Origin of the sequence: Pseudomonas sp. TH37, assembly GCF_016650735.1 — a bacterium.
Taxonomy (GTDB): Bacteria; Pseudomonadota; Gammaproteobacteria; order Pseudomonadales; family Pseudomonadaceae; genus Aquipseudomonas; species Aquipseudomonas farris.
This window is the reverse complement of sequence record NZ_JAEKFD010000005.1, coordinates 318,669-343,555: the sequence shown is the minus strand read 5'-3', so window position 1 is coordinate 343,555 and position 24,887 is coordinate 318,669. Positions and strand designations below refer to the sequence as shown.

Sequence of the window (24,887 nt, the reverse complement as noted above, 5' to 3'; positions counted from 1 at the left end):
GTGAAGTTTCAATATATTTGACACAAGGCTGGCAAACGGCCTTGCGATGTTCATTTTAATAAACATAGACTTTCAATTTTCCAGCGCAATCACGGAGGAATACCAGCATGAGCATTCAGGATATCGTCGATTTCAGCCAGGCCAACACCCAGCCCGATCGTTATCGGCCCGACCCTGCAAAAGTCCTCAAGGGCGACCCCGAGCAAGCGGTGTACAACCACTACAACAGCCCGTGCGGCCAGATGAGTGCAGGTGTTTGGGAAGGCGAAGTCGGCCAGTGGCTAGTGAACTACACCGAGCATGAATACTGCGAAATCGTTCAGGGGGTTTCAGTGCTGCGTGACGGCGACGGCAACGCCAAGACCCTGCGTGTGGGCGATCGCTTCGTGATTCCGGCCGGTTTCAAAGGCACCTGGGAAGTGCTGGAGCCGTGCCGCAAGATCTATGTGGTGTTTGAACAGAAGGCTTGAAGATTTGTGCTGCCCCGGCCGACCTCATCGCGGGCAAGCCCGCGATGAGGCCCTGACAGACAACACAAAACCCGCAGGCAACAAAAAAGGCCCGTATCTCGCGATACGGGCCTTTTTCGTAAGAGGGAAAAATCAATTACTTGATTTTGCCTTCTTTGTAGATCACGTGCTTACGAACAACCGGATCAAATTTCTTGATCTCGATTTTGTCCGGAGTAGTGCGCTTGTTCTTGTCGGTAGTGTAGAAGTGACCAGTACCGGCGCTCGAAATCAAACGAATCAATTCACGCATGATTAGCTCCCTTAGATCTTGCCGGCTTTGCGGATTTCGGCCAGCACGACAGTGATGCCACGCTTGTCGATGATACGCATGCCTTTGGCAGATACGCGCAGACGCACGAAACGTTTCTCTTCTTCAACCCAGAAGCGGTGATGCTGCAGGTTCGGCAGGAAACGACGACGGGTTTTGTTGTTTGCGTGGGAAATGTTATTCCCAGTCACCGGACCCTTACCGGTAACTTGACATACTCTCGACATGCCTCAGCCCTCTAAAACCACATGCCCAACCCGGCATGGGTTGGCCGCTTAATCTCTCAGTCATTTGGCGCCAGGCGCCGCGTTTCTTTAGAGGTCTTACCGGCTACACCTACAGTGAAGGAACCGGGCCCCTAGAAAAGAGCGCTGCTTTATACCAGAAAGACTGGAGAGCAACAACATTCCGTGTGCGCGAACTTGATAAATCCCCCCTTTTCCGGGCGCCGGGCGCCTTGGATAAAGGCTGTCGTCGATTAAGACCGCTCGTCGCAGAGAATCGGCAAACCGACCGATTCCGGGTTTTCCTCGGCCCGCATCACCGAAAACAAGCGCACATAGTCCCCTTAAAACGAAAAAGGGGATAGTCATTTGCAAAAGAGCCCACTAGGGTAAGCCTTTTCCAGACTGCACTTGCAGATGGGCCTTCGATCTGTAAAGGAATCCGACCATGCGCCTCGCTGCCCTACCGCTGCTGCTCGCCCCGCTTCTACTGAGCCCCTTGGCCCATGCTGCCGCCTTGAGCGTCTGCACCGAAGCCAGCCCGGAAGGGTTCGATGTGGTGCAATACAACTCGCTGACCACCACCAATGCCTCGGCCGATGTGCTGATGGACCGCCTGGTGGACTTCGACACGGCCAGCGGCAAAGTGGTCGCCAGCCTGGCGGACAGCTGGGAAGTCACGCCCGACGGCCTGACCTACGTCTTCAAATTGCACCCGCAGGTGAAATTTCACCGTACCGAATACTTCAACCCGACGCGCGACCTGACCGCCGAAGACGTGAAGTTCAGCTTCGACCGCATGCTCGACCCGGCGAACCCGTGGCACAAAGTCGCCCAGAGCGGCTTCCCGCACGCCCAGTCGATGCAGTTACCGGCGTTGATCAAGAAGATCGACGCATTGGATCCGCTTACCATCCGCTTCACCCTTGATCACCCGGACTCGACTTTCCTGCCAACCCTGACCATGGGTTTCGCCTCGATCTATTCGGCTGAGTACGCGGACAAACTGCTGAAGGCCGGCACCCCGGAGAAACTCAACAGCCAGCCGATCGGCAGCGGCCCGTTCATCTTCACGCGCTTCCAGAAAGACGCCTCGATTCGCTACAAGGCCAACCCGGATTACTTCCGTGGCAAGCCGTCGGTTGACCCGCTGATCTTCGCCATCACTCCGGACGCCAACGTGCGCTTGCAGAAGCTGCGCCGCAACGAGTGTCAGATCGCCCTGTCGCCCAAACCGCTGGACGTACAGGCCGCGCACAAAGAGCCGACCCTGAAAGTCGAAAAGACTGACGCCTTCATGACCGCATTCGTTGGCATCAACAGCCAGCATCCGCCGCTGGACAAACCTGAAGTGCGCCAGGCCATCAACCTGGCGTTCGACAAGGCCAATTACATCAAGGCCGTGTTCGAAGACACCGCTGAACCCGCCAATGGCCCATACCCGCCCAATACCTGGAGCTACGCCAAAAACCTCTCGGGCTACCCCCATGATGTCGAGAAAGCCCGGGCATTGATGGCCAAGGCCGGGCTCAAGAGTGGTTTCCAGACCACCATCTGGACCCGCCCTTCCGGCAGCCTGCTGAACCCCAATCCGAGCCTCGGTGCGCAATTGCTGCAGTCCGACCTGGCGGAAATCGGCATCCAGGCCGAGATTCGCGTGATCGAATGGGGCGAGCTGATTCGGCGCGCCAAGGCCGGCGAGCACGACTTGCTATTCATGGGCTGGGCTGGCGACAACGGTGATCCAGACAACTTCCTCACGCCGCAGTTTTCCTGCGCGGGGGTCAAATCCGGCACCAACTTCGCCCGCTACTGCAACCAGGACCTGGACAAGCTGATCAGCGCCGGCAAGACCACCGGCGAGCAAGGTGTACGCACCAAGCTCTACGAACAGGCCCAGGCGCAGATCCAGCAACAAGCGTTGTGGCTGCCGCTGGCGCACCCGACTGCCTTTGCGCTGACGCGTAAGGATGTGCAGGGCTATCAGGTCAGCCCGTTCGGTCGTCAGGATTACTCGAAGGTCAGCCTCAAGCCATAAGCACCACCACAAACCCTGTGGGGGCGGGCTTTTGTGGCGAGGGGGCTTGCCCCCGTTGGCTGCGAAGCGGCCCCAAAATCTCTGATGCACCAAAAATCTTGTGAGTGCTACGCACTCAAACAGGGGCAAGCCCCCTCGCCACAGGCCCGCTCCCACAGGGACTCACTTAACTTCGAATCCCTCGCTCACATCCACCCATACTCAGCCATCGACAGCGGATCGCCGTCACCGACGATGAAATGGTCGAGCACCCGCACATCAATCAAGTCCAGGGCCTCTTGCAGGCGCTTGGTCAGCGTGCGATCGGCTTGACTGGGGTTGGTGTTACCCGACGGATGGTTGTGGCAGAGGATCAACGCTGCGGCGTTGTGGGCCAAGGCGCGTTTAACCACCTGCCTCGGATAAACACTGGTGCTGTCGATGGAACCGCGAAACAGCACTTCAAACGCCAGCACTTGATGCTTGGAATCCAAAAACAGACACCCAAACACCTCGTGAGGCTCGTGGCGCAGCATCGACTTCAGGTAATCACGAACCGCCTGCGGATTCTCCAGCGCCGATTTTTGGCGCGCACGTTCGGCCAAATGCCTTCTGCCCATTTCCTGTGCAGCTTGCAACTGAGCGAATTTCGCTGGTCCAAGACCTAATTGCCTGCTGAACGCAGCCTGATCGGCCTCTAGCAGTGAGCGCAGGCTGCCAAACTGATTCAGCAGATGTCGCGCCAGATCAACTGCGCTTTTACCCGACACGCCGGTCCTTAAAAAAATCGCCAGCAGTTCGGCGTCCGAAAGGCTCCCCGAGCCCAACTCAAGCAACCTCTCCCTCGGCCGCTCCGCCGCCGGCCAATCGCGAATACTCATAGCACCTCCCTGGAATGTGGGCGCCGCTGTTCCATAGCGGTCGCTGTGATATCGTAGCCCATCTTTTTTGCTGGCGAATTCATCCCTGGGGAGGGGGTATCGCCAAGCAGTCATCAACGAAATGAAAGGCAGACCTATGCAGCGGCTGTATCGGAAACGCATCGTTCTGGGCGTCGGCGGCGGCATTGCTGCCTACAAGAGCGCCGAGCTGGTTCGCCGCCTGATCGACCAGGGCGCCGAAGTGCGCGTGGTCATGACCCGTGGCGGCAGCGAATTCATTACCCCGCTGACCATGCAGGCGTTGTCCGGGCATCCGGTCCATCTCGATTTGCTGGACCCGGCGGCCGAAGCCGCGATGGGCCACATCGAGCTGGCCAAGTGGGCCGACCTGGTGCTGATCGCTCCCGCCACCGCGGACCTGATCGCCCGCCTGGCCCAAGGCATTGCCGACGACCTGCTGACCACGCTGGTGCTGGCCACCGACGCGGTGGTCGCGGTTGCCCCGGCGATGAACCAGGCCATGTGGCGCGACCCGGCGACCCAGGCCAACCTGCAAACCCTCGAAAGCCGCGAGCTCAAGGTCTTCGGCCCAGCCTCCGGCAGCCAGGCCTGCGGCGACGTCGGCATGGGTCGCATGCTCGAAGCCACCGACCTCGCCCAGTGCGCGGCAGACTGCTTCCAGCGCCAGGCGCTGACCGGCAAACACGTGCTGATCACCGCCGGCCCGACCCAGGAAAACATCGACCCGGTGCGCTACATCACCAACCACAGCTCCGGAAAAATGGGCTTTGCCCTGGCCGAAGCCGCGGTAGAAGCCGGCGCCCGCGTGACCCTGATCACAGGTCCCGTGCACCTGCCGACCCCGGATCGCGTCACGCGCATCGACGTGGTGAGTGCCCGCGACATGCTCGCTGCCTGTGAAGCGGCGATCCCTTGCGACCTGTTCATCGCCTCTGCTGCGGTCGCAGACTACCGCCCGGAAGTCGTCGCCCCACAGAAACTCAAGAAAGACCCTACGAACGGCGACGGCTTGTTGCTACAGATGGTGCGTAACCCAGACATCCTGGCCACCATCGCCACCCGCCCCGACCGTCCGTTCAGTGTCGGTTTCGCCGCCGAAACCGAACACTTGCTCGATTATGCTGCACGCAAGTTGAAAGACAAGAACCTCGATCTGATCGTCGCCAACGACGTCGCGAACCCGAGTATTGGCTTCAACAGCGAAGAAAACGCCTGCAGCGTGATCGACCGTGAGCTGCACGCCACACTCTTCGCCCAGACCAGCAAGAGCAAAATCGCTCGCCAGCTGATCACTTTTATCGCCGAACGTCTGAACCAGGTTTAATTTACATGCACGCTTTGCAAGCCAAGATCCTCGACCCACGCATCGGTACCGAATTCCCGCTGCCGCAATACGCCACGCCAGGCTCCGCCGGCCTCGACCTGCGCGCCATGCTGGAAAAAGACACCGTCATCAAGCCGGGCGAAACCCTGCTGATTCCGACTGGCCTGTCGGTGTACATCGGCGATCCGGGCCTGGCGGCCTTGATTCTGCCGCGCTCCGGCCTGGGCCATAAGCACGGCATCGTGCTGGGCAATCTGGTTGGCCTGATCGACTCCGATTACCAGGGTCCGCTGATGGTGTCGTGCTGGAACCGTGGCCAGACCGATTTCAACATGGTGGTAGGCGAACGCCTGGCCCAATTAGTGCTGGTACCGGTAGTTCAAGCGCATTTTGAAATGGTCGAAGAGTTCGTCGAAACCCAGCGCGGCACCGGCGGGTTCGGCCATTCGGGTAGCCACTGATCATCGGCACTCAGGCTGGGAGCCCTGCCCGGCCTGACCTGTCCTCTGCATTTTAAGGATGAAAATTGCAAAGACGTCATCTGGAAGGTTTACCACTGGAAATCAAGGCATTGGCCGGCCAATTGCTCGCCGATGCTGATGGCATGGCATTTACACACCACGAACTCTCTGCCGAAAACGCCGTCATACCCTTCAGTTTGAGCCAGCCCACGAATTTTTCGCAGGCTTGTCCAGCCACTTTAGAGATGGAGCATTTCCAGAAATGAGCACCCCAGCCCAAGTCGCACCCAAGTTCCCCGACAGCATCTTCCGCGCCTACGACATTCGCGGCACCGTCCCGGAATTCTTGAACGCTGAAACAGCTTATTGGCTTGGTCGCGCCATCGGCTCCCAGAGCCTGGCCCAGGATGAACCGAACGTTTCAGTCGGCCGCGACGGTCGCCTGTCCGGCCCGGAACTGGTCGAGCAACTGATCAAAGGCCTGGCCGACAGCGGTTGCCACGTCAGCGACGTCGGCCTGGTGCCAACCCCGGCGCTGTACTACGCCGCCAACGTACTGGCCGGCAAATCCGGCGTGATGCTCACCGGCAGCCACAACCCGTCGAACTACAATGGCTTCAAGATCGTCATTGCCGGCGACACTCTGGCAAACGAACAGATCCAGGCCCTGCATGAACGCCTCAAGACCAACAACCTGAGCAGCGGCAAGGGCAGCATCACCAAGGTCGAGATCCTCGACCGCTACAACACTGAAATCGTCCAGGACATCAAACTCGCCCGCCGTCTGAAAGTGGTGGTCGATTGCGGTAACGGCGCGGCCGGCGTGATCGCCCCGCAGCTGATCGAAGCCCTGAACTGCGAAGTCATCCCGCTGTTCTGCGAAGTCGATGGCAACTTCCCGAATCACCACCCGGACCCGGGCAAGCCTGAAAACCTGGTCGACCTGATCGCCAAGGTCAAGGAAACCAACGCCGACCTGGGCCTGGCTTTCGACGGCGACGGCGACCGTGTAGGCGTTGTTACCAATACCGGCAGCATCGTTTTCCCTGATCGCCTGTTGATGCTGTTCGCCCGCGACGTCGTGGCGCGCAACCCGAACGCGGAAATCATCTTCGACGTCAAATGCACCCGTCGCCTGATCCCGCTGATCAAGGAATACGGCGGTCGTCCGCTGATGTGGAAGACCGGTCACTCGTTGATCAAAAAGAAAATGAAACAATCCGGCGCCCTGTTGGCCGGCGAAATGAGCGGGCATATCTTCTTCAAGGAACGCTGGTTCGGTTTCGACGATGGTATTTACAGCGCCGCGCGGCTGCTGGAGATCCTCAGCAAGGAAAAATCCACCGCGGAAGAGCTGTTCGCGACCTTCCCGAACGATATTTCTACGCCAGAGATCAATATCCATGTGACCGAAGAGAGCAAATTCAGCATCATTGATGCACTGCACGATGCGCAATGGGGTGAAGGCGCCAACCTGACCACCATTGACGGCGTGCGAGTCGACTATGCCAAAGGCTGGGGCCTGGTTCGCGCCTCCAACACCACACCGGTGCTGGTGCTGCGCTTCGAGGCCGATGACGAGGCTGAACTGCAGCGCATCAAGGATGTGTTCCACGTCCAGCTGAAACGCGTTGCACCTGATCTCCAATTACCGTTTTGATCTTCTGAAGCACCCGGAGCCCTGAATGACCCTCGAACGCGAAGCCGCCGCCAACACCGCCAAGGTCCTGTCCGAAGCGCTGCCTTACATTCGCCGCTATGTCGGCAAGACGCTGGTGATCAAATACGGCGGCAACGCGATGGAAAGCGAGGAGCTGAAAACCGGCTTCGCCCGCGACATCGTGCTGATGAAAGCTGTCGGCATCAATCCAGTGGTGGTTCATGGTGGCGGCCCGCAAATCGGCGACCTGCTCAAGCGTCTGTCGATCGAGAGCCACTTCATCGATGGCATGCGCGTGACTGACGCGCAGACCATGGACGTGGTGGAAATGGTCCTCGGCGGCCAGGTCAACAAGGACATCGTCAACCTGATCAACCGTCATGGCGGCAGCGCCATCGGCCTGACCGGTAAAGACGCCGAGCTGATTCGCGCGAAAAAACTCACTGTTACCCGTCAGACGCCGGAAATGACCCAACCGGAAATCATCGACATTGGCCAGGTGGGCGAAGTGGTCGGCATCAACACCGACCTGCTGAACCTGCTGGTCAAAGGCGATTTCATCCCGGTGATCGCGCCAATCGGCGTCGGCGCCAACGGCGAGTCGTACAACATCAACGCCGATCTGGTGGCCGGCAAAGTGGCCGAGGCACTGAAAGCCGAGAAGCTGATGCTGCTGACCAACATCGCCGGCCTGATGGACAAGTCGGGCACGGTTCTGACCGGTCTGACGACTCAACAGGTCGACGACCTGATCGCCGACGGCACTATCTACGGCGGCATGCTGCCGAAGATTCGTTGCGCGCTGGAAGCGGTACAGGGCGGTGTGGGCAGCTCGTTGATCATCGATGGTCGGGTGCCGAACGCGATTCTGCTGGAAATCTTCACCGACACCGGTGTGGGCACCTTGATCAGCAATCGCAAGCGTCACTGATTCAAACCTTAAAAAGATCGCAGCCTTCGGCAGTTCCTACGACAGCGGATTTTCGGATGTACGAAAACCCTGTAGGAGCTGACGAAGTCTGCGATCTTTTTTATGCGCGCAGGAAATGCCTGACCTGACTAAGCGAAACGTCTGACATCGCGAAGTAAGCAATCTGCATAGGATTTTCCCTGAACCCACAGGAGATCTACCTCATGCAAAAAGACTATGTCCCATACGGCAGCGACGTTTCACCTGGCACCTATGCCTGCGTCGATTGCGGTCATGAGTATTCGAACCAAGCCAAAACCTCAATGCCGCCGTGCCCGCAACTCCGGAAAACACCACACACCCGGCATGGCTGGAAAATTCTTACCGGTCAGGGCGATGCCGCTAGTGATCCGTACCCAGAGACAGCCAGTAAACCCGCCGGGATCAAAAAGGCCGAGACGCTCAGCAGCACCAGCAAAAAATAATCCTGGAGGACTGAGCCATGCAGATCTCGTTCACGATCGACGCCCAGGCCTTCGACCTGGAACAAAAGGAACCGGTCAAAAAGACGCTGAGGATTTCCGACCACGAAATAGCTCATGCCCTACAGCGAATAGCCAAGGCGAGTCTGACCGAATACTTGAAAATGCTGGTCGAGGGCGGCATGCCCAGCAGGGCCGATGAGGCGAAACAGGATCGTCTGCTGTATCTGATTCAAAGCTACTTCGGGCAAACGCTGCCGACCGAATCGCAGATATCAACGATCTTCCAACTGACCCAGAGCCAAAGCAAAACGCTCCTGAAGAACACCGTCTCGCGGTTTCGCAATCAACTCGACGATATCCTGCAGAACAGCATGCGGGCCGTGATCGAAACCGCAGACCATGCGCAGACGGTTTACCTGGTGGTCATCAGCTCCGACGTCATTCGTGATGAACTGAACATGCTGATCACCCAGAACGAGCCGACCTTCAAGCCCATCACCAAACGCAAAGGCAGCGCCGGGCTGTTCGAAATCAGCGAAGACTCTCACGACTTGCTATGCAGGACGCTTGGTCTGAATGCCGTTCAGTGACATCGTCGCGGTCAGCGGTTTGCTGCTGACCCTGACCACTTCATGTTCAATCTGGCGTGGCCCAGGCTGCATGAAGCGTTGGAACTGGATGAAAAACAATCAGGTCCGCAGGCGAGAAAACGCAGCCGGGAACAGGTGATCAATGTTTTCTTCAGCTGTGCATTGCCGCTGACTTGCACCTTCGTGGCGCTGTTTTACGTCAACCTGCCGGCTGCCGTGCGGATCATGCGCAGCAGCACGCTGGATCTATGGGATTTCGACGTGGATCGTACGCTTTACGTGTTAGTTGTCCTGGCACTGCTGGCGTTTGCCCTGTTCAACCTGGGGATGACGCTAAAGCTGATAGGAAAATGGCGAAGACTGCGCTGACAAAAAAAAGACCCCGCTCAGCCTGGCTGAGCGGGGTCTTTTTTTGCCTGCAATCCCTGTGACAATCCACCTTTTGTGGCGAGGGAGCTTGCTCCCGCTTGAGTGCGCAGCACTCACAAAATCCTTGGGCCTGCTACGCAGCCCAGCGGGAGCAAGCTCCCTCGCCACACAAGCCCGCGTCCACAGGGGATGCGGTTACACGCCGAATTGGGCGCGGTAGGCTTCAACTGCCGGCAGGTGTTGCTTGAGCTGCGGGTCATCCGCCAGGAACTCGAGCACCTGATTCAGCGAAACAATGCTGATCACCGGGATGCCGAAGTCACGCTCCACTTCCTGGATGGCCGACAATTCGCCGTTGCCACGCTCCTGACGGTTCAGGGCGATCAACACGCCCGCGGCTTTGGCGCCGTCCTGGGAAGCGATGATCTGCATCACTTCACGGATGGCGGTGCCTGCGGTGATCACGTCGTCGATGATCAGCACATCGCCGGTCAATGGCGCACCGACCAGGCTGCCGCCTTCGCCGTGGGCCTTGGCTTCCTTGCGGTTGAAGCACCATGGCAGATCACGGCCATGATGTTCGGCCAGCGCCACGGCAGTAGTCGCCGCCAACGGGATGCCTTTGTAGGCCGGGCCGAACAGCACGTCGAACGAAATACCGCTCTCGACGATGGCTGCCGCATAGAAACGACCCAGCTGCGCCAGGGCGGAACCCGAGTTGAACAGGCCGGCATTGAAGAAGTAAGGACTGGTGCGCCCGGACTTCAGGGTGAACTCACCGAAGCGCAAAACGCCACGATCAATGGCAAAACGAATGAAGTCGCGCTGATACGCTTGCATGAAAAAAACCCCAAATACCACGGATTTAGCTAATTAGGTAGACGCCGTGTATCATACCCGCACGCGATTTTTGGGGCCACTTATGCGGATCATCAGTGTGAACGTCAATGGTATTCAGGCTGCAGTCGAGCGTGGTTTGCTCAGTTGGCTGCAAGCACAGAATGCCGACGTCATCTGCCTGCAGGACACCCGCGCCTCCGCCTTTGAACTGGACGATCCAGCCTTCCAACTGGATGGCTACTTCCTTTATGCCTGCGAAGCCGAAGTTCCCGCCCAAGGTGGCGTGGCTTTGTACTCGCGGTTGCAACCGAAGGCAGTCATCAGCGGTCTCGGCTTCGAGACGGCCGACCGCTACGGGCGTTACCTGCAAGCCGATTTCGACAAGGTCAGCATCGCGACCTTGCTGCTCCCTTCGGGGCAGAACGGCGATGAAGATTTAAACCAGAAGTTCAAGCTAATGGACGACTTCGCCCGTTATCTGGATAAACAGCGACGCAAGCGTCGCGAGTACATTTATTGTGGCTCGCTGTACGTGGCGCAACAGAAGCTGGATATCAAGAACTGGCGCGACAGCCAGCAATCCCCGGGCTTCCTGGCACCTGAGCGTGCCTGGATGGACGAGATTGTCGGTAACATGGGTTATGTCGATGCCCTGCGCGAAGTCAGCCGTGAAGGCGACCAGTACAGCTGGTGGCCGGACAACGAACAGGCCGAGATGCTCAACCTGGGCTGGCGTTTCGACTACCAGTTGCTGACCCCGGGCCTGCGCCGCTTCGTACGCAGCGCACGCCTGCCACGTCAGCCACGGTTCTCGCAGCACGCACCGCTGATCGTGGACTACGACTGGACGCTGACTATCTAAGCGTCTTTTCGCAGATGCAAAAAAGCCGACATCACTGTCGGCTTTTTTGTGGGCAATGATTTGCTTTCTGTGGGAGCGGGCTTGCCCGCGATGAGGCCGCACAGTCAACAGATGTGTTGCCTGCCAGATCGCTATCGCGGGCAAGCCCGCTCCCACAGGAAATCTTTGCTGGTCATTATTTGATCAAGCGCCAGGTGAACGGATACCGGTAAGGGAACCCTTCATTGGCTTTCACGCCGGCAATGATGGTCAATACCAGCGCACCGATCGCGACCAGACCAAACAGGAAGAACCCGATGATCACCACCATCAGCAAGAAGCAGATGGCGGAAGCAATGGCGACAGTGATTTGAAAGTTCAGCGCTTCCTTGCCTTGCGCATCGATGAACGGGTCTGACTCGCGCTTCATCTGCCAGAGAATCAGCGGCCCGATCAGCGTGCCGAACGGCAGCCAGATCCCCAGCAAGGCGGACAGGTGACAAAACATCGCCCACTGACGAACCTCTCGGCTCGGTGTGGGTAGCGGCAGTTGCTCGTCACTCATGGCGTCCTCCTTGCGTGGAGCAGGTCCGATCAGTCGGCCAGTGCAGCCTTCTGCAGTTCGAAAATCTCGTTCATGCCTTTCTTCGCCAGCGCCAGCATCGCGTTCAGCTCTTCCGGCTGGAACGGCGCGCCTTCGGCAGTGCCCTGAACTTCGATGAAACCGCCAGTGCTGGTCATCACCACATTGAGGTCAGTCTCGGCAGCCGAATCTTCCAGGTAATCGAGGTCAAGCACAGGCTCGCCCTGGTACATGCCCACCGAAACGGCAGCGATCATTTGCTTGAGCGGGTCGCCACCTTTCAGGCCGCCACGCTTCTTGATCACTTTCAAGGCGTCGATCAGTGCAACCATCGCACCGGTGATGGACGCGGTGCGGGTGCCGCCGTCAGCCTGGATCACGTCGCAGTCGACGTACAGGGTGACGTCGCCCAGCTTGGTCATGTCCAGCGCAGCGCGCAGGGAACGGCCGATCAAACGCTGGATTTCCAGAGTACGGCCGCCTTGCTTGCCGCGGCTCGCTTCACGCTGGTTACGTTCGCCAGTGGCGCGCGGCAGCATGCCGTATTCGGCGGTCAACCAACCCTGGCCCTGACCTTTCAGGAAACGCGGCACGCCATTCTCGACGCTGACGGTGCAGATGACTTTGGTATCACCGAACTCGACCAGCACAGAACCCTCGGCGTGTTTGGTGTAGTTGCGGGTAATGCGGATCGAGCGGAGCTGATCGGCAGCGCGACCACTTGGACGTTTCATAGGGATTACCTGTACGGAGGACGGAAAACTGCCGAGCATTATAGAGCCGTGGGCCGCGAGTGGGCACTTCTAAAAAAATCGCCCGACGATTGAAGCCCCTGAATAGAGCTTAGCCGACGGCCTGCAGCTCTTTGTCACAGCGTGTGTTTGGGCGCATCCGCCCCACTGCGCTACAATCCTGCGCCTTTGCTGCCTGTCGGCTTTAATTCACAGATAGCGGGTCCGCGGAACCATGGGTTACGCGCCGACCTGCATTGCGAGGTACCTCCATGGTGCACAGCATGACCGCCTTCGCCCGCGTCGAGAAAGCCGGCGTCCAGGGCACCCTGAGCTGGGAACTGCGCTCGGTCAACAGCCGCTACCTGGAACCCCACCTGCGCCTGCCGGAATCTTTCCGCGACCTCGAAGGCGCGATCCGCGAAGCCCTGCGCCAGGAACTGTCCCGGGGCAAGCTCGAATGCACCCTGCGCTTTACCGAAGAAAGCACCGGCAAACCGCTGCAAGTGGACCGCGAGCGCGCCGCGCAACTGGTCGCTGCCGCCGAGACGGTCGCCAGCCTGATCAAGAACCCCGCCGCACTGAACCCACTGGAAGTCCTGGCCTGGCCCGGCGTACTGGTAGCCGATGCCGCCGACCCGCAAGCGCTGAATGCCGAAGCCCTGGCGCTGTTCCATCAGGGCCTGAAAGAACTCAAGGCCGGTCGCGAGCGCGAAGGCACTGAGCTGGCGCGATTGATCAACGAGCGCCTGACCTCTATTGAAGGGGATGTGGTGATCCTGCGTGAACTGGTCCCGCAGATGCTCGCCACCCAACGCCAGAAAGTCCTCGACCGCTTCACCGACATGAAGGCCGACCTCGACCCGCAGCGACTGGAACAGGAAATGGTCATGCTCGCGCAAAAGAGCGACGTCGCCGAAGAACTGGATCGCTTGAGCACTCACATCATCGAAGTTCGCCGGGTGCTCAAGTCCGGTGGCGCTGCCGGTCGGCGCCTCGACTTCCTGATGCAGGAACTCAACCGCGAAGCCAACACACTGGGCTCCAAAGCCTTCGACCCGCGCAGCACCCAAGCGGCGGTCAACCTCAAAGTGTTGATCGAGCAGATGCGCGAACAAGTGCAGAATATTGAGTAAGGCAAACCCGACATGACCCACAGCACCGGCACCCTGTACATCATTTCCGCCCCTTCGGGCGCGGGCAAGAGCAGTCTGGTCAAGGCCCTGACCGACGCTGATCAGGAGATCCGTGTCTCGGTCTCCCACACCACCCGCGCCATGCGCCCCGGTGAAGTGAACGGCGTGAACTATCACTTCGTCGAACGCAGCGAGTTCGTGAAGATGATCGAGCACGGGGATTTCCTCGAGCGCGCCGAAGTGTTCGGCAATCTCTATGGCACCTCGCAAAGCCACCTGCAGCAGACCCTGGATGAAGGCCACGACCTGATTCTGGAAATTGACTGGCAAGGTGCCGAGCAAGTACGCAAGTTGATGCCGCAAGCCCGCTCGATCTTCATCCTGCCGCCGTCCCTGGAAGCCTTGCGTCAGCGCCTGAACAATCGCGGCCAGGACAGCAACGAGGTCATCGAAGGCCGGATGCGCGAAGCCGTCAGCGAAATGAGCCACTACGTCGACTACGACTACCTGATCATCAACGACGATTTCGCACACGCGCTGCGCGATTTACAGGCGATTTTCCGTGCCAATCAGCTGCATCAGAAGCGTCAACAGCAGCGTAACGGAAAACTTTTGGCTGAATTGCTCGGCTAAACAGCTCTTCCCAAAACCGCTGCAAGGGCTTTACATTGGCACTTATAGCGCGTTGAAGAGCCTGGTCAAAAAATCAGCGCTTCCCTAATCGCTGGTGATTTTTTAAACTGTTGAGTCCGCTCGCCCACCCGGGCAGCGCGCATATTGCATTCGCTCCGAGGAATACCATGGCCCGCGTAACCGTTGAAGACTGCCTGAACCACGTGGAAAACCGTTTTGAACTGGTCATGCTGTCCACCAAGCGTGCCCGTCAACTGGCCACCGGCGGCAAAGAGCCCCTGGTTCAGTGGGAAAACGACAAGCCTACTGTTGTAGCGCTGCGTGAAATCGCCGAAGGCCTGATGAGCTACGAGTTCATCGCCAACGCAGAAATCGTCGAAGACGAACCGCTGTTCGCAGCGTTCGAGGACGAGTCCAACGAGGCAGTATAAGTCCATGCCTGGTCGACGTAGCACGGCGCGGGGTCACAACGAACGGCAGGAATTATCATGCCGAGCATAGACGCCCTCGCCGATCGCTTATCGACCTACCTCGGCAAGGACCAGGTCAATCTGGTCCGCCGAGCGTACTTCTACGCCGAACAAGCCCACGATGGCCAACGCCGCCGCAGCGGTGAGGCGTACGTCACGCACCCACTCGCGGTTGCGAATATTCTTGCCGACATGCATATGGACCATCAGAGCCTGATGGCGGCCATGCTGCATGACGTGATCGAAGACACCGGTATTGCCAAGGAAGCGCTGCAAGCGCAGTTCGGCGAAACCGTGGCCGAACTGGTCGACGGGGTCAGCAAACTGACCCAGATGAACTTCGAGACCAAAGCCGAAGCCCAGGCCGAAAACTTCCAGAAAATGGCCATGGCCATGGCGCGCGACATTCGCGTGATCCTGGTCAAGCTGGCCGACCGCCTGCACAACATGCGCACCCTGGAAGTACTGTCCGGCGAAAAGCGCCGGCGGATCGCCAAGGAAACCCTGGAAATCTATGCGCCCATTGCCAACCGGCTGGGCATGCACGCCATCCGCATAGAGTTCGAAGACCTCGGCTTCAAGGCCATGCACCCGATGCGTTCCGCGCGGATCAACCAGGCGGTCAAACGCGCCCGGGGCAACCGCAAGGAAATCGTCAACAAGATCGAAGAATCCCTCAGCCACTGCCTGGCCATCGACGGCATCCAGGGCGAGGTCAGCGGTCGTCAGAAACACCTCTACGGCATCTACAAGAAAATGCGCGGCAAGCGTCGAGCCTTCAACGAGATCATGGACGTCTACGCGTTCCGGATCATCGTCGACAAGGTCGATACCTGCTACCGCGTGCTGGGCGCTGTACACAATTTGTACAAACCGTTGCCGGGTCGCTTCAAGGATTACATCGCGATCCCCAAGGCCAACGGCTACCAGTCGTTGCACACCACGCTGTTCGGCATGCACGGTGTACCGATCGAGATCCAGATCCGCACCCGTGAAATGGAAGAGATGGCCAACAACGGCATCGCTGCCCATTGGCTGTACAAGTCCAGCGGCGACGAGCAGCCCAAAGGCACTCACGCCCGCGCCCGCCAGTGGGTCAAAGGCGTGCTGGAAATGCAGCAACGGGCCGGCAACTCGCTGGAATTCATCGAAAGCGTGAAGATCGACCTGTTCCCGGACGAGGTCTACGTGTTCACGCCCAAAGGCCGGATCATGGAGCTGCCCAAAGGCTCCACGGCGGTCGACTTCGCTTACGCGGTGCACACCGACGTGGGCAACAGCTGCATTGCCTGTCGGATCAATCGTCGTCTCGCGCCGCTGTCCGAACCGCTGCAAAGCGGCTCCACGGTCGAGATCGTCAGCGCCCCCGGCGCGCGGCCGAACCCGGCCTGGCTCAACTTCGTGGTCACCGGCAAGGCGCGGACGCACATCCGCCATGCGCTGAAACTGCAACGCCGCTCCGAGTCCATCAGCCTCGGCGAACGCCTGCTGAACAAGGTACTCAACGGCTTCGACAGCTCCCTGGAAAAAGTCCCGGCAGAGCGCGTGCAGTTGATGCTCCACGAATACCGCCTTGAACTCATCGAAGACTTGCTCGAAGACATCGGCCTGGGCAATCGCATGGCTTACGTGGTCGCCCGCCGCCTGCTTGGCGAAGGCGAGCAGCTGCCAAGCCCGGAAGGTCCGCTGGCGATTCGTGGCACCGAAGGCCTGGTACTCAGTTACGCCAAGTGCTGCACGCCGATCCCGGGTGACCCGATTGTCGGTCACCTCTCCGCGGGCAAAGGCATGGTGGTGCACCTGGACAACTGCCGCAACATCAGCGAAATCCGCCACAACCCGGAAAAATGCATCCAGCTCTCGTGGGCCAAGGATGTCACCGGCGAATTCAACGTCGAGCTGCGCGTCGAACTGGAGCACCAGCGCGGCCTGATCGCCTTGCTGGCCAGCAGCGTCAACGCGGCCGACGGCAATATCGAAAAAATCAGCATGGACGAACGCGACGGTCGTATCAGCGTGGTCCAACTGGTGGTCAGCGTGCACGACCGCGTGCACCTGGCCCGCGTGATCAAGAAACTGCGCGCCCTGACCGGGGTCATCCGCATCACCCGCATGCGCGCGTAGCCCACCCTTCACAAGGAGTCATACATGACCAAGACCGTTATCAACAGCGACAAGGCCCCGGCCGCCATCGGTACTTATTCCCAGGCGATCAAGGCTGGCAACACCGTTTACATGTCGGGTCAGATTCCTCTGGACCCAAAAACCATGGAACTGGTCGAAGGCTTCGAAGCCCAGACCGTCCAGGTGTTCGAGAACCTCAAAGCCGTGGCTGAAGCAGCCGGTGGTTCGTTCAAGGACATCGTCAAACTGAACATCTTCCTCACTGACTTGAGCCACTTCGCCAAGGTCAACGAGATCATGGGCAAGTACTTCGACCAACCTTATCCAGCCCGCGCCGCCATCGGCGTAGCAGCCCTGCCAAAGGGTTCGCAGGTTGAAATGGATGCCATTCTGGTCATCGAGTAATGTGTCCGGCGCAACCCCAGAGGTTGCGCCGATTTCGTTCTGAAAGGATTCCACCATGCGCCAAGCGCTAGCTCTCTCGCTGGTCGCCCTTCTCTTGGGCGGTTGTGCCAGCGACCCTGCCGACCGTGATATCAGCGGCACCTGGATCAATCAGTCGGCAATCGATGCTGCATCCAAAGGCGGCCCCCTGCGCGAAGCGCTCCAGGCCTATGGCCCGAATCTGGAATGGGACGTCAACACCAGAGCCGGTCAGGCCCGCTACACCAATGGTTTTGAAAATGTCGAAGGCAAGCTGCTGGGCGAAGAGTCCGGCGCCTGGAAAGTCGACTTTTATGGCAGCTCCGCCAGCGAGCTGAAGCGTGATGGTAAACAACTGAGCCAGGTCGCCAACGACAACGAGCCGGAGCAAGTCTTCGACCGTGCAGCGGTCCCGGTGCCGGAAGGCGCACCGATTGGCGCGAGTTTCGAGCGGGCGCTGTATTCGGCCTATATGGGCGGCAGCTGGAAAATTCTCAGCGGCCCCGGCGAAGGCAACACCGTGCAATTCCAGGCCGATGGCCAGGTTGCCGGTCTGCCCGGTGCGGATCGTTATGCCCTGTGCCTGGCGGGCGATTGCGCGTCGATGAGCGGCGGCAACGATAACATCTGGCTGCAGGCGAACGGCCAGGGCAATACCTGGATCTTTGCGCGCAAGGGCAAGGAACTGGAGATTTTCCAGACCGTGAATACCGCACTGGCGGACGAGATGCCTTCGTTTACGCCGGGTGATCGCAAATGGTTGCTGGAAAAGCAGTAACCCGAATCTGAAGCCAACAGATAACCCTGTGGGAGCGGGCTTGCCCGCGATGGCGGTGTAACAGTCAACCTGGATGTTGAATGTTATGGCCTCATCGCGGGCAAGCCCGCTCCCACAGTTGTTGGGTGTAACTGGATTTCAGCAGCGGCCTTCGAGGATCGCGGCATAACCTTCGCGGAAACTCGGATACTTCGGCACCCACCCCAACGCCTTCGCCCGGGCATTGCTGCAGCGCTTGCTGCCGGTACGACGCACACTGGCGTCTTCGGCCCATTCGGTCACGCCCAAGTACTCACGCAACCAGCCCACCACTTCCGCCAGCGGTGCAGGCGCATCGTCGACGCCTATATAGTCATCATCCAGCGTCACCCCACGCCGATCCGCCTCAAGCAGAAACGCCAGCAACCCCGCAGCGTCATCGACGTGAATGCGGTTGGCGTACAACGGTGGATCGATCGCCACGCGATAACCGCGACGGACCTGGGTCAGCAGAAACTCTCGGCCCGGACCGTAGATCCCGGTCAAGCGCACGATGCTCGCCGGGATGCCGCTATCACGCGCCACTTGCTCGGCCTCCAGCATCACACGCCCTGAATAGCCAGCCGCCACGGTCGGCGAGTTCTCGTCGACCCACTCGCCCTCTTGCTGGCCGTAAACGCTGCTGCTGGAAACGAATAGCAGCCGATTGGGCACTTGCCCGTAGTCCCCCAGCCATTCCAGCACGTGCTGCAAACCCTGAATATAAGCGGCGCGGTATCCGGCCTCATCGTGATCGGTAGCCGCCGCGCAATACACCAGGTAATCCACCGCTCCGATTGGCCAGGTCGCCGGGCAGTCTTTATTGAACAAGTCACCGGCAACGCCAATCACCCCTTGGGGCAGGCGTGAGACGTCACGCCGCAAGCCGTGAACCTCCCACCCTGAATTCAGCAATTGCGTGGCCAGACGACTGCCGACATCACCGCAGCCGGCGATCAAAACAGAAGGCGCGGACATCAGAAAACTCCTATCGGAAAGCTACAGACTAGCGTCGGCAAAGGACACGCGGCTAGCAATGAAGGAAAAAAAGATACTCTATTACTTTTGTTAACAAGAATTACTTGCAATAATGCGGGTCACTTTTGTTCTCGGCCTCACGAGGCCTGGAAGAACATTTACCGTTTTTTTCCTTTCAGGTCCGGCCAGCATGACACGCAATCAATTCCCCGCTTCGCCAACCAAACGACCTCGCGCCTGGAGCGCGGTGGCCGCCCTGCTGCTCAGCCTGATGCTGGCGCCGACCGCCGCCTTCGCCGATGCACAAGCGCCGGCCACACAGCCAGCTGCCGCTCAAACACCAGTTGCACCTGCCGTGACACCCGCCGCGACCGATCCGGTCCAGGCCGTAGACGCCGCTGACGTGCCGGAAGTCCTCGAAGCCGACAACTCGCTGGGCATGGCCCATGACTTGTCGCCGTGGGGCATGTACCAGAACGCCGACATCATCGTGAAGATCGTGATGATCGGCCTGGCCATTGCTTCGATCATCACCTGGACTATCTGGATCGCCAAGGGCTTCGAGCTCATAGGCGCCAAGCGTCGTCTGCGCGTTGAAATCGCCCACCTGAAAAAAGCCGCCACCCTTAAAGAAGCCAGCGCCACTGCGGCCAAGGAAGGCACTCTCGCCAACCTGCTGGTCCACGACGCGCTGGAAGAAATGCGCCTGTCGGCCAACAGCCGCGAAAAAGAAGGCATCAAGGAACGTGTGAGCTTCCGCCTCGAGCGCCTCGTCGCTGCGTGCGGTCGCAACATGAGCAGCGGCACCGGCGTACTCGCCACCATCGGTTCCACTGCGCCGTTCGTCGGTCTGTTCGGCACCGTATGGGGCATCATGAACAGCTTCATCGGCATCGCCAAAACCCAGACCACCAACCTCGCTGTCGTAGCTCCCGGCATCGCCGAAGCCCTGCTGGCAACCGCGCTGGGCCTGGTTGCAGCAATTCCTGCAGTGGTCATCTATAACGTCTTCGCCCGCTCCATCGCCGGTTACAAGGCGCAAGTGTCCGACGCCTCGGCAGAAGTTCTGCTGCTGGTCAGCCGTGATCTCGACCACCTGCCGGCCGAGCGTAGTAGCTCGCAACCGCACATGGTGAAAGTGGGGTAATCGGCCATGGGCCTGCATTTGAAAGAAGGCGCAGACGACGATCTGGCCGAGAACCACGAAATCAACGTCACGCCGTTCATCGACGTGATGCTGGTGCTGTTGATCATCTTCATGGTGGCGGCCCCGCTGGCCACCGTGGACATCAAGGTCGACCTGCCTGCTTCCACCGCCAAACCGGCGCCGCGGCCAGAGAAACCGGTGTTCCTCAGCGTGAAAGCTGACCAGCGCCTGTTCCTCGGCGAAGACGAAGTGAAGGCCGAAACCCTTGGCGCCACACTCGACGCCAAGACGAAGGGCAAGAAAGACACGACGATCTTCTTCCAGGCCGATAAAGGCGTGGACTACGGCGACTTGATGAGCGTGATGGACGCCCTGCGCGCCGCCGGCTACCTGAAGGTCGGCCTGGTCGGACTCGAGACGGCAGCCAAGAAATGATCAACACGCGCCAAAAGCTGACGCGTTACAGCGGGAGCCTGGCCGTGGTGCTGGGCGTCCATGCGCTGGCCATTGCGCTGGCGCTGAACTGGACGTCGCGCCCGCCGATCGAGCTGCCACCGCAAGCGATGATGGTCGAGCTGGCGCCGCTTCCGGCCCCGCCACCGCCCGCACCGCCGAAAGTGATCACGCCGCCACAGCCACCGGCCCCGGTGGAAGAACTGCCGCTGCCGAAACTCGCTGAAGCGCCGAAGGCCGAGATTGCTGTGCCTAAACCGGTCAAACCCAAGCCGAAGCCTCAACCGCCCAAGCCTGTGGAGAAAAAACCAGAGCCGCCGAAGGAGAAACCCTCCGAGGAAAAACCGAGCGACGCGCAACCGACCCAGGCACCGACGGAGAAATCCGCTCAGCCGGCACCCGGCCCATCGCCCGCGCAGCAAGCGGCTAAGGCCAGTTGGCAAGGCACCCTGCTCGCTCACTTGGCCAAGTACAAAAAGTACCCGGCCAGTGCACAGCAACGGGGCAAAGAAGGCTTGAACCGTCTGCGCTTCGTGGTGGATGCCGAAGGTAACGTGTTGTCGTTCGAACTGGTGGGCCGCTCCGGCAACGCCGATCTGGACCGGGCCACCCTGGAAATGATCCGCCGCGCCCAACCGCTGCCCAAGCCACCGGCCGACATGCTGAACAACGGCTCCATCGAAATCGTTGCACCGTTTGTTTACTCGCTGGAACGTCGCCGTTAAGACGCAATACAAAACCCTGTGGGAGCGGGCTTCGGCGGCTACAAAACCTATGAAAGGCACCGAAAGGTGCCTTTTTGCATATCCGCAAACGCCAAACCTGCATTGCCCTGTGTCACTCAGCACACTCAGTCTGATAACGTGCGTCTATCGATTGCAGCCGGTATGCTTGGCCCGCAACTTCATGGACGCTTGCTATGACTCTCACAGAATTACGCTACATCGTTACCCTCGCCCAAGAGCAGCACTTCGGCCATGCGGCCGAGCGTTGCCACGTCAGCCAGCCGACCCTGTCGGTGGGCGTGAAAAAGCTTGAAGACGAACTCGGTGTGCTGATTTTCGAGCGCAGCAAGAGCGCCGTGCGCCTGACCCCGGTCGGCGAAGGCATTGTCGCCCAGGCACAGAAAGTCCTGGAGCAGGCCCAAGGCATCCGTGAACTGGCCCAGGCCGGCAAGAACCAGCTGACCGCGCCGCTGAAAGTCGGCGCGATCTACACCGTCGGCCCGTACCTGTTCCCGCACCTGATTCCACAACTGCACCGGGTCGCCCCGCAGATGCCGTTGTACATCGAAGAAAACTTCACCCACGTGCTGCGCGACAAACTGCGCAACGGCGAGCTCGACGCGATCATCATCGCCCTGCCGTTCAATGAAGCCGACGTACTGACCCTGCAGCTCTACGACGAGCCGTTCTACGTCTTGATGCCGGCCCAGCACCCGTGGACGCAAAAAGAATCCATCGACGCCGCCCTGCTCAACGACAAGAGCCTGCTGCTGCTCGGCGAAGGCCACTGCTTCCGCGATCAAGTGCTGGAAGCCTGCCCAACCCTGGCCAAAGGCAACGACGGCGCCAAACACACCACGGTGGAATCCAGCTCGCTGGAAACCATTCGCCACATGGTCGCGTCCGGCCTGGGCATTTCGATCCTGCCGCTGTCGGCGGTCGACAGCCATCACTACGCCCCAGGCGTGATCGAAGTGCGCCCACTGAGCGCGCCAGTACCATTCCGTACCGTGGCCATCGCCTGGCGTGCGAGCTTCCCGCGGCCGAAGGCGATTGAAATCCTCGCCGACTCCATTCGCCTGTGCTCGGTGGCCAAGCCGCCAGCGCCGGTGGTGGCCGGTTAAGTCGCTGCCATGACCGAGTTGTCGCAAGTGTCGGTGACGGCACTCAAGGGTGTCGGCGAAGCCATGGCCGAGAAACTGGCCAAGGTCGGCCTGGAGAATCTCCAGGACGTGCTGTTCCACCTGCCGCTGCGTTATCAGGACCGCACCCGCGTGGTCCCGATCGGTCATTTGCGACCCGGGCAAGACGCCGTAATCGAAGGCACCGTCAGCGGTGCCGACGTGGTCATGGGCCGGCGCCGCAGCCTGGTTGTCCGTCTGCAGGACGGCACCGGCGGGCTCAGCCTGCGTTTCTACCATTTCAGCAACGCCCAGAAAGAAGGCCTCAAACGCGGCACGCGCATTCGCTGTTATGGCGAAGCGCGGCCCGGTGCGTCAGGACTGGAGATCTACCACCCGGAATACCGCGCCATCACCGGCGACGAACCGCCGCCGGTGGATGAAACCCTGACCCCGGTCTACCCGCTCACCGAAGGCCTGACCCAGCAGCGTTTGCGCCAACTGTGCATGCAAACCCTCACCCTGCTCGGCCCCAGCAGCCTGCCCGACTGGCTGCCAACCGAACTGGCCCGGGACTATCAACTGGCGCCGCTGGCCGATGCGATCCGCTACCTGCATCACCCGCCCGCCGATGCCGACGTCGACGAACTCGCCCTCGGTCATCACTGGGCCCAACACCGTTTGGCCTTCGAAGAACTGCTGACCCATCAACTGTCCCAGCAGCGCCTGCGCGAGAGCATGCGTGCCCTGCGTGCCCCGGCGATGCCAAAAGCCACCAAGCTGCCAACCCAGTATTTGGCCAACCTCGGCTTCACGCCGACCGGCGCCCAGCAGCGGGTCGGCAACGAAATCGCTTACGACCTCAGTCAGCATGAGCCGATGTTGCGGCTGATCCAGGGCGACGTGGGCGCCGGCAAAACCGTGGTCGCCGCCCTCGCCGCGCTGCAAGCGCTGGAGGCCGGTTATCAGGTCGCATTGATGGCGCCCACAGAGATTCTCGCCGAGCAGCACTTCATTACCTTCAAGCGCTGGCTCGAACCGCTGGGTATTGAAGTCGCGTGGCTGGCCGGCAAGCTCAAGGGTAAAAACCGCGTCGCCGCGCTGGAGCAAATCGCCAGCGGTACGCCAATGGTGGTCGGCACCCACGCGCTGTTCCAGGACGAAGTGCAGTTCAAGAACCTGGCGCTGGCGATCATCGATGAACAGCACCGCTTCGGCGTGCAGCAGCGCCTGGCATTACGGCAGAAAGGCGTCGGCGGACGGATGTGTCCGCACCAGCTGATCATGACCGCCACGCCGATCCCCCGGACGCTGGCCATGAGCGCCTACGCCGACCTCGACACCTCGATCCTCGACGAACTGCCGCCCGGCCGTACGCCCGTAAACACGGTACTGGTCACCGACACCCGGCGCGTCGAAGTGATCGAACGCGTGCGCGGCGCTTGTGCCGAAGGGCGTCAGGCTTATTGGGTGTGCACGCTGATCGAAGAGTCTGAAGAGCTGACCTGCCAGGCCGCCGAAACTACTTTTGAAGACCTCACCGCCGCCCTCGGCGAGTTGAAGGTCGGGCTGATCCACGGCCGCATGAAGCCCGCCGAGAAAGCCGCGGTGATGGCCGAGTTCAAGGCCGGCAACCTGCAACTGCTGGTCGCCACCACCGTGATCGAAGTCGGCGTCGACGTGCCCAATGCCAGCCTGATGATCATCGAAAACCCGGAGCGCCTCGGCCTCGCGCAACTGCATCAACTGCGTGGCCGTGTCGGTCGGGGCAGCGCCGTCAGCCATTGCGTGCTGCTTTACCATCCGCCGCTGTCGCAGATCGGCCGTCAGCGCCTGGGCATCATGCGCGAAACCAACGACGGTTTTGTCATCGCCGAAAAAGACCTCGAACTGCGCGGCCCCGGCGAAATGCTCGGCACGCGCCAGACCGGTCTGCTGCAATTCAAAGTCGCGGATCTGATGCGCGATGCCGACTTGCTGCCCGCCGTACGCGACGCCGCCCAGGCTTTGCTCGAGCGTTGGCCGGATCACGTCAGCCCGTTGCTCGACCGCTGGCTACGCCATGGGCAGCAATACGGCCAAGTGTGAGCACTGTCGCAGTTTCTGGGCCCTGGCTTTAAACAAGCTGGTTATACTCCTGCAATTGTTTGCAAACGGATACAGA

27 protein-coding genes and 2 pseudogenes are annotated in these 24,887 nt (G+C 60.0%); 22 read left to right on the top strand and 7 right to left on the bottom strand.

The genetic code is table 11. The features are described 5' to 3' along the window. Positions 1–107 precede the first annotated feature (107 nt). The gene (locus tag JFU11_RS15960; RefSeq protein WP_038980750.1) at positions 108–470 is read left to right on the top strand and encodes a cupin domain-containing protein; all 363 of its coding nucleotides are present in this window, start codon (positions 108–110) and stop codon (positions 468–470) included. A 136-nt stretch (positions 471–606) separates the two neighbouring features. Here the strand turns inward: JFU11_RS15960 and rpmG are convergent, their stop codons facing one another. Next, entirely contained in the window at positions 607–762 is a 156-nt protein-coding gene (rpmG, locus tag JFU11_RS15955; protein ID WP_007894709.1) for a 50S ribosomal protein L33, read from the bottom strand. Between the two features lie 11 nt (positions 763–773). Further along, entirely contained in the window at positions 774–1,007 is a 234-nt protein-coding gene (gene rpmB / locus JFU11_RS15950) for a 50S ribosomal protein L28 (RefSeq protein WP_007894701.1), read from the bottom strand. Positions 1,008–1,452: 445 nt separating this feature from the next. Between rpmB and JFU11_RS15945 the strand changes: the two genes are divergently transcribed. Continuing rightward, a complete protein-coding gene (locus JFU11_RS15945; protein ID WP_123720227.1) occupies positions 1,453–3,042 on the top strand; it encodes an ABC transporter substrate-binding protein in 1,590 nt (529 codons plus the stop codon). Between the two features lie 185 nt (positions 3,043–3,227). On the opposite strand, the gene radC is transcribed toward JFU11_RS15945, so the two are convergent. Continuing rightward, complete coding sequence (radC, locus tag JFU11_RS15940; RefSeq protein WP_123357421.1) at positions 3,228–3,902, bottom strand: DNA repair protein RadC; 675 nt, start codon at positions 3,900–3,902, stop codon at positions 3,228–3,230. Positions 3,903–4,038: 136 nt separating this feature from the next. Between radC and coaBC the strand changes: the two genes are divergently transcribed. The 8 genes and pseudogenes from coaBC (at position 4,039) to JFU11_RS15900 (ending at position 9,722) form a co-directional block, all read left to right on the top strand. Next, positions 4,039–5,247, top strand: a complete 1,209-nt coding sequence (gene coaBC, locus JFU11_RS15935) for a bifunctional phosphopantothenoylcysteine decarboxylase/phosphopantothenate--cysteine ligase CoaBC (RefSeq protein ID WP_123720226.1) — start codon at positions 4,039–4,041, stop codon at positions 5,245–5,247. Positions 5,248–5,252: 5 nt separating this feature from the next. Then, positions 5,253–5,708, top strand: a complete 456-nt coding sequence (gene dut, locus JFU11_RS15930) for a dUTP diphosphatase (RefSeq protein ID WP_007894692.1) — start codon at positions 5,253–5,255, stop codon at positions 5,706–5,708. Positions 5,709–5,773: 65 nt separating this feature from the next. Then, positions 5,774–5,974, top strand: a complete 201-nt coding sequence (locus tag JFU11_RS15925) for a hypothetical protein (RefSeq protein ID WP_123720225.1) — start codon at positions 5,774–5,776, stop codon at positions 5,972–5,974. 17 nt (positions 5,975–5,991) lie between these two features. Next, positions 5,992–7,368 (top strand): annotated as a pseudogene (locus JFU11_RS15920) (phosphomannomutase/phosphoglucomutase); the annotation flags it as partial. Positions 7,369–7,393: 25 nt separating this feature from the next. Continuing rightward, the gene (gene argB, locus JFU11_RS15915) at positions 7,394–8,299 is read left to right on the top strand and encodes an acetylglutamate kinase (protein ID WP_008007602.1); all 906 of its coding nucleotides are present in this window, start codon (positions 7,394–7,396) and stop codon (positions 8,297–8,299) included. A 203-nt stretch (positions 8,300–8,502) separates the two neighbouring features. After that, a complete protein-coding gene (locus JFU11_RS15910; protein WP_123720223.1) occupies positions 8,503–8,763 on the top strand; it encodes a hypothetical protein in 261 nt (86 codons plus the stop codon). A gap of 17 nt (positions 8,764–8,780) precedes the next feature. Then, positions 8,781–9,353: a hypothetical protein gene (locus JFU11_RS15905; protein ID WP_038980739.1), complete on the top strand. Its 573-nt coding sequence runs from the start codon at positions 8,781–8,783 to the stop codon at positions 9,351–9,353. Then, positions 9,340–9,722 (top strand): annotated as a pseudogene (locus JFU11_RS15900) (hypothetical protein). Before JFU11_RS15905 ends, JFU11_RS15900 begins: the two are co-directional and overlap by 14 nt. Positions 9,723–9,917: 195 nt before the next feature. Here JFU11_RS15900 and pyrE read toward each other — a convergent pair. Beyond that, a complete protein-coding gene (pyrE, locus tag JFU11_RS15895) occupies positions 9,918–10,562 on the bottom strand; it encodes an orotate phosphoribosyltransferase (RefSeq protein WP_007894680.1) in 645 nt (214 codons plus the stop codon). Between the two features lie 82 nt (positions 10,563–10,644). Between pyrE and JFU11_RS15890 the strand changes: the two genes are divergently transcribed. Continuing rightward, positions 10,645–11,424: an exodeoxyribonuclease III gene (locus tag JFU11_RS15890; protein ID WP_007934608.1), complete on the top strand. Its 780-nt coding sequence runs from the start codon at positions 10,645–10,647 to the stop codon at positions 11,422–11,424. Positions 11,425–11,599: 175 nt separating this feature from the next. Here JFU11_RS15890 and JFU11_RS15885 read toward each other — a convergent pair whose 3' ends face one another. Both JFU11_RS15885 and rph read right to left on the bottom strand, forming a co-directional pair. Then, positions 11,600–11,968: a DUF4870 domain-containing protein gene (locus JFU11_RS15885; protein WP_030132446.1), complete on the bottom strand. Its 369-nt coding sequence runs from the start codon at positions 11,966–11,968 to the stop codon at positions 11,600–11,602. A 29-nt stretch (positions 11,969–11,997) separates the two neighbouring features. Beyond that, on the bottom strand, positions 11,998–12,720 hold the full coding sequence (gene rph, locus JFU11_RS15880; protein WP_123720220.1) for a ribonuclease PH: 723 nt from the start codon (positions 12,718–12,720) through the stop codon (positions 11,998–12,000). Positions 12,721–12,989: 269 nt separating this feature from the next. Here rph and JFU11_RS15875 point away from each other — a divergent pair, with 269 nt between their 5' ends. The 6 genes from JFU11_RS15875 to JFU11_RS15850 all read left to right on the top strand — a co-directional run bounded on the left by JFU11_RS15875 (position 12,990) and on the right by JFU11_RS15850 (position 18,281). After that, a complete protein-coding gene (locus JFU11_RS15875; protein ID WP_123720219.1) occupies positions 12,990–13,853 on the top strand; it encodes a YicC/YloC family endoribonuclease in 864 nt (287 codons plus the stop codon). 12 nt (positions 13,854–13,865) lie between these two features. After that, positions 13,866–14,486: a guanylate kinase gene (gene gmk, locus JFU11_RS15870; RefSeq protein ID WP_007894672.1), complete on the top strand. Its 621-nt coding sequence runs from the start codon at positions 13,866–13,868 to the stop codon at positions 14,484–14,486. Between the two features lie 167 nt (positions 14,487–14,653). Continuing rightward, complete coding sequence (gene rpoZ / locus JFU11_RS15865; RefSeq protein WP_007894670.1) at positions 14,654–14,917, top strand: DNA-directed RNA polymerase subunit omega; 264 nt, start codon at positions 14,654–14,656, stop codon at positions 14,915–14,917. 57 nt (positions 14,918–14,974) lie between these two features. Then, positions 14,975–17,080: a bifunctional GTP diphosphokinase/guanosine-3',5'-bis pyrophosphate 3'-pyrophosphohydrolase gene (gene spoT / locus JFU11_RS15860; RefSeq protein ID WP_007934594.1), complete on the top strand. Its 2,106-nt coding sequence runs from the start codon at positions 14,975–14,977 to the stop codon at positions 17,078–17,080. A gap of 24 nt (positions 17,081–17,104) precedes the next feature. Beyond that, entirely contained in the window at positions 17,105–17,485 is a 381-nt protein-coding gene (locus JFU11_RS15855; protein ID WP_003177257.1) for a RidA family protein, read from the top strand. A 55-nt stretch (positions 17,486–17,540) separates the two neighbouring features. Then, positions 17,541–18,281 carry a hypothetical protein gene (locus JFU11_RS15850; protein ID WP_123720218.1) on the top strand — a complete coding sequence of 247 codons (741 nt, stop codon included), beginning with the start codon at positions 17,541–17,543 and terminating at the stop codon, positions 18,279–18,281. A gap of 138 nt (positions 18,282–18,419) precedes the next feature. Here the strand turns inward: JFU11_RS15850 and JFU11_RS15845 are convergent, their stop codons facing one another. Next, positions 18,420–19,277 (bottom strand): SDR family oxidoreductase, encoded by an 858-nt coding sequence (locus JFU11_RS15845; protein WP_201061243.1) that lies wholly within the window; start codon positions 19,275–19,277, stop codon positions 18,420–18,422. 190 nt (positions 19,278–19,467) lie between these two features. Here JFU11_RS15845 and exbB point away from each other — a divergent pair, with 190 nt between their 5' ends. From exbB to recG, 5 genes are all read left to right on the top strand, one after another. Next, positions 19,468–20,424, top strand: coding sequence for a tonB-system energizer ExbB (exbB, locus tag JFU11_RS15840; RefSeq protein WP_201061241.1), 957 nt, complete (start codon positions 19,468–19,470; stop codon positions 20,422–20,424). Between the two features lie 6 nt (positions 20,425–20,430). Next, entirely contained in the window at positions 20,431–20,859 is a 429-nt protein-coding gene (exbD, locus tag JFU11_RS15835) for a TonB system transport protein ExbD (protein WP_038980717.1), read from the top strand. Continuing rightward, positions 20,856–21,602: an energy transducer TonB gene (locus JFU11_RS15830; RefSeq protein WP_201061239.1), complete on the top strand. Its 747-nt coding sequence runs from the start codon at positions 20,856–20,858 to the stop codon at positions 21,600–21,602. The genes exbD and JFU11_RS15830 overlap by 4 nt, the downstream gene beginning before the upstream one ends. A 194-nt stretch (positions 21,603–21,796) precedes the next feature. Further along, positions 21,797–22,726: a hydrogen peroxide-inducible genes activator gene (locus JFU11_RS15825; RefSeq protein ID WP_008007618.1), complete on the top strand. Its 930-nt coding sequence runs from the start codon at positions 21,797–21,799 to the stop codon at positions 22,724–22,726. A 9-nt stretch (positions 22,727–22,735) separates the two neighbouring features. Further along, positions 22,736–24,811 (top strand): ATP-dependent DNA helicase RecG, encoded by a 2,076-nt coding sequence (gene recG, locus JFU11_RS15820; RefSeq protein ID WP_123720215.1) that lies wholly within the window; start codon positions 22,736–22,738, stop codon positions 24,809–24,811. The last annotated feature ends 76 nt before the right edge of the window (positions 24,812–24,887 follow it).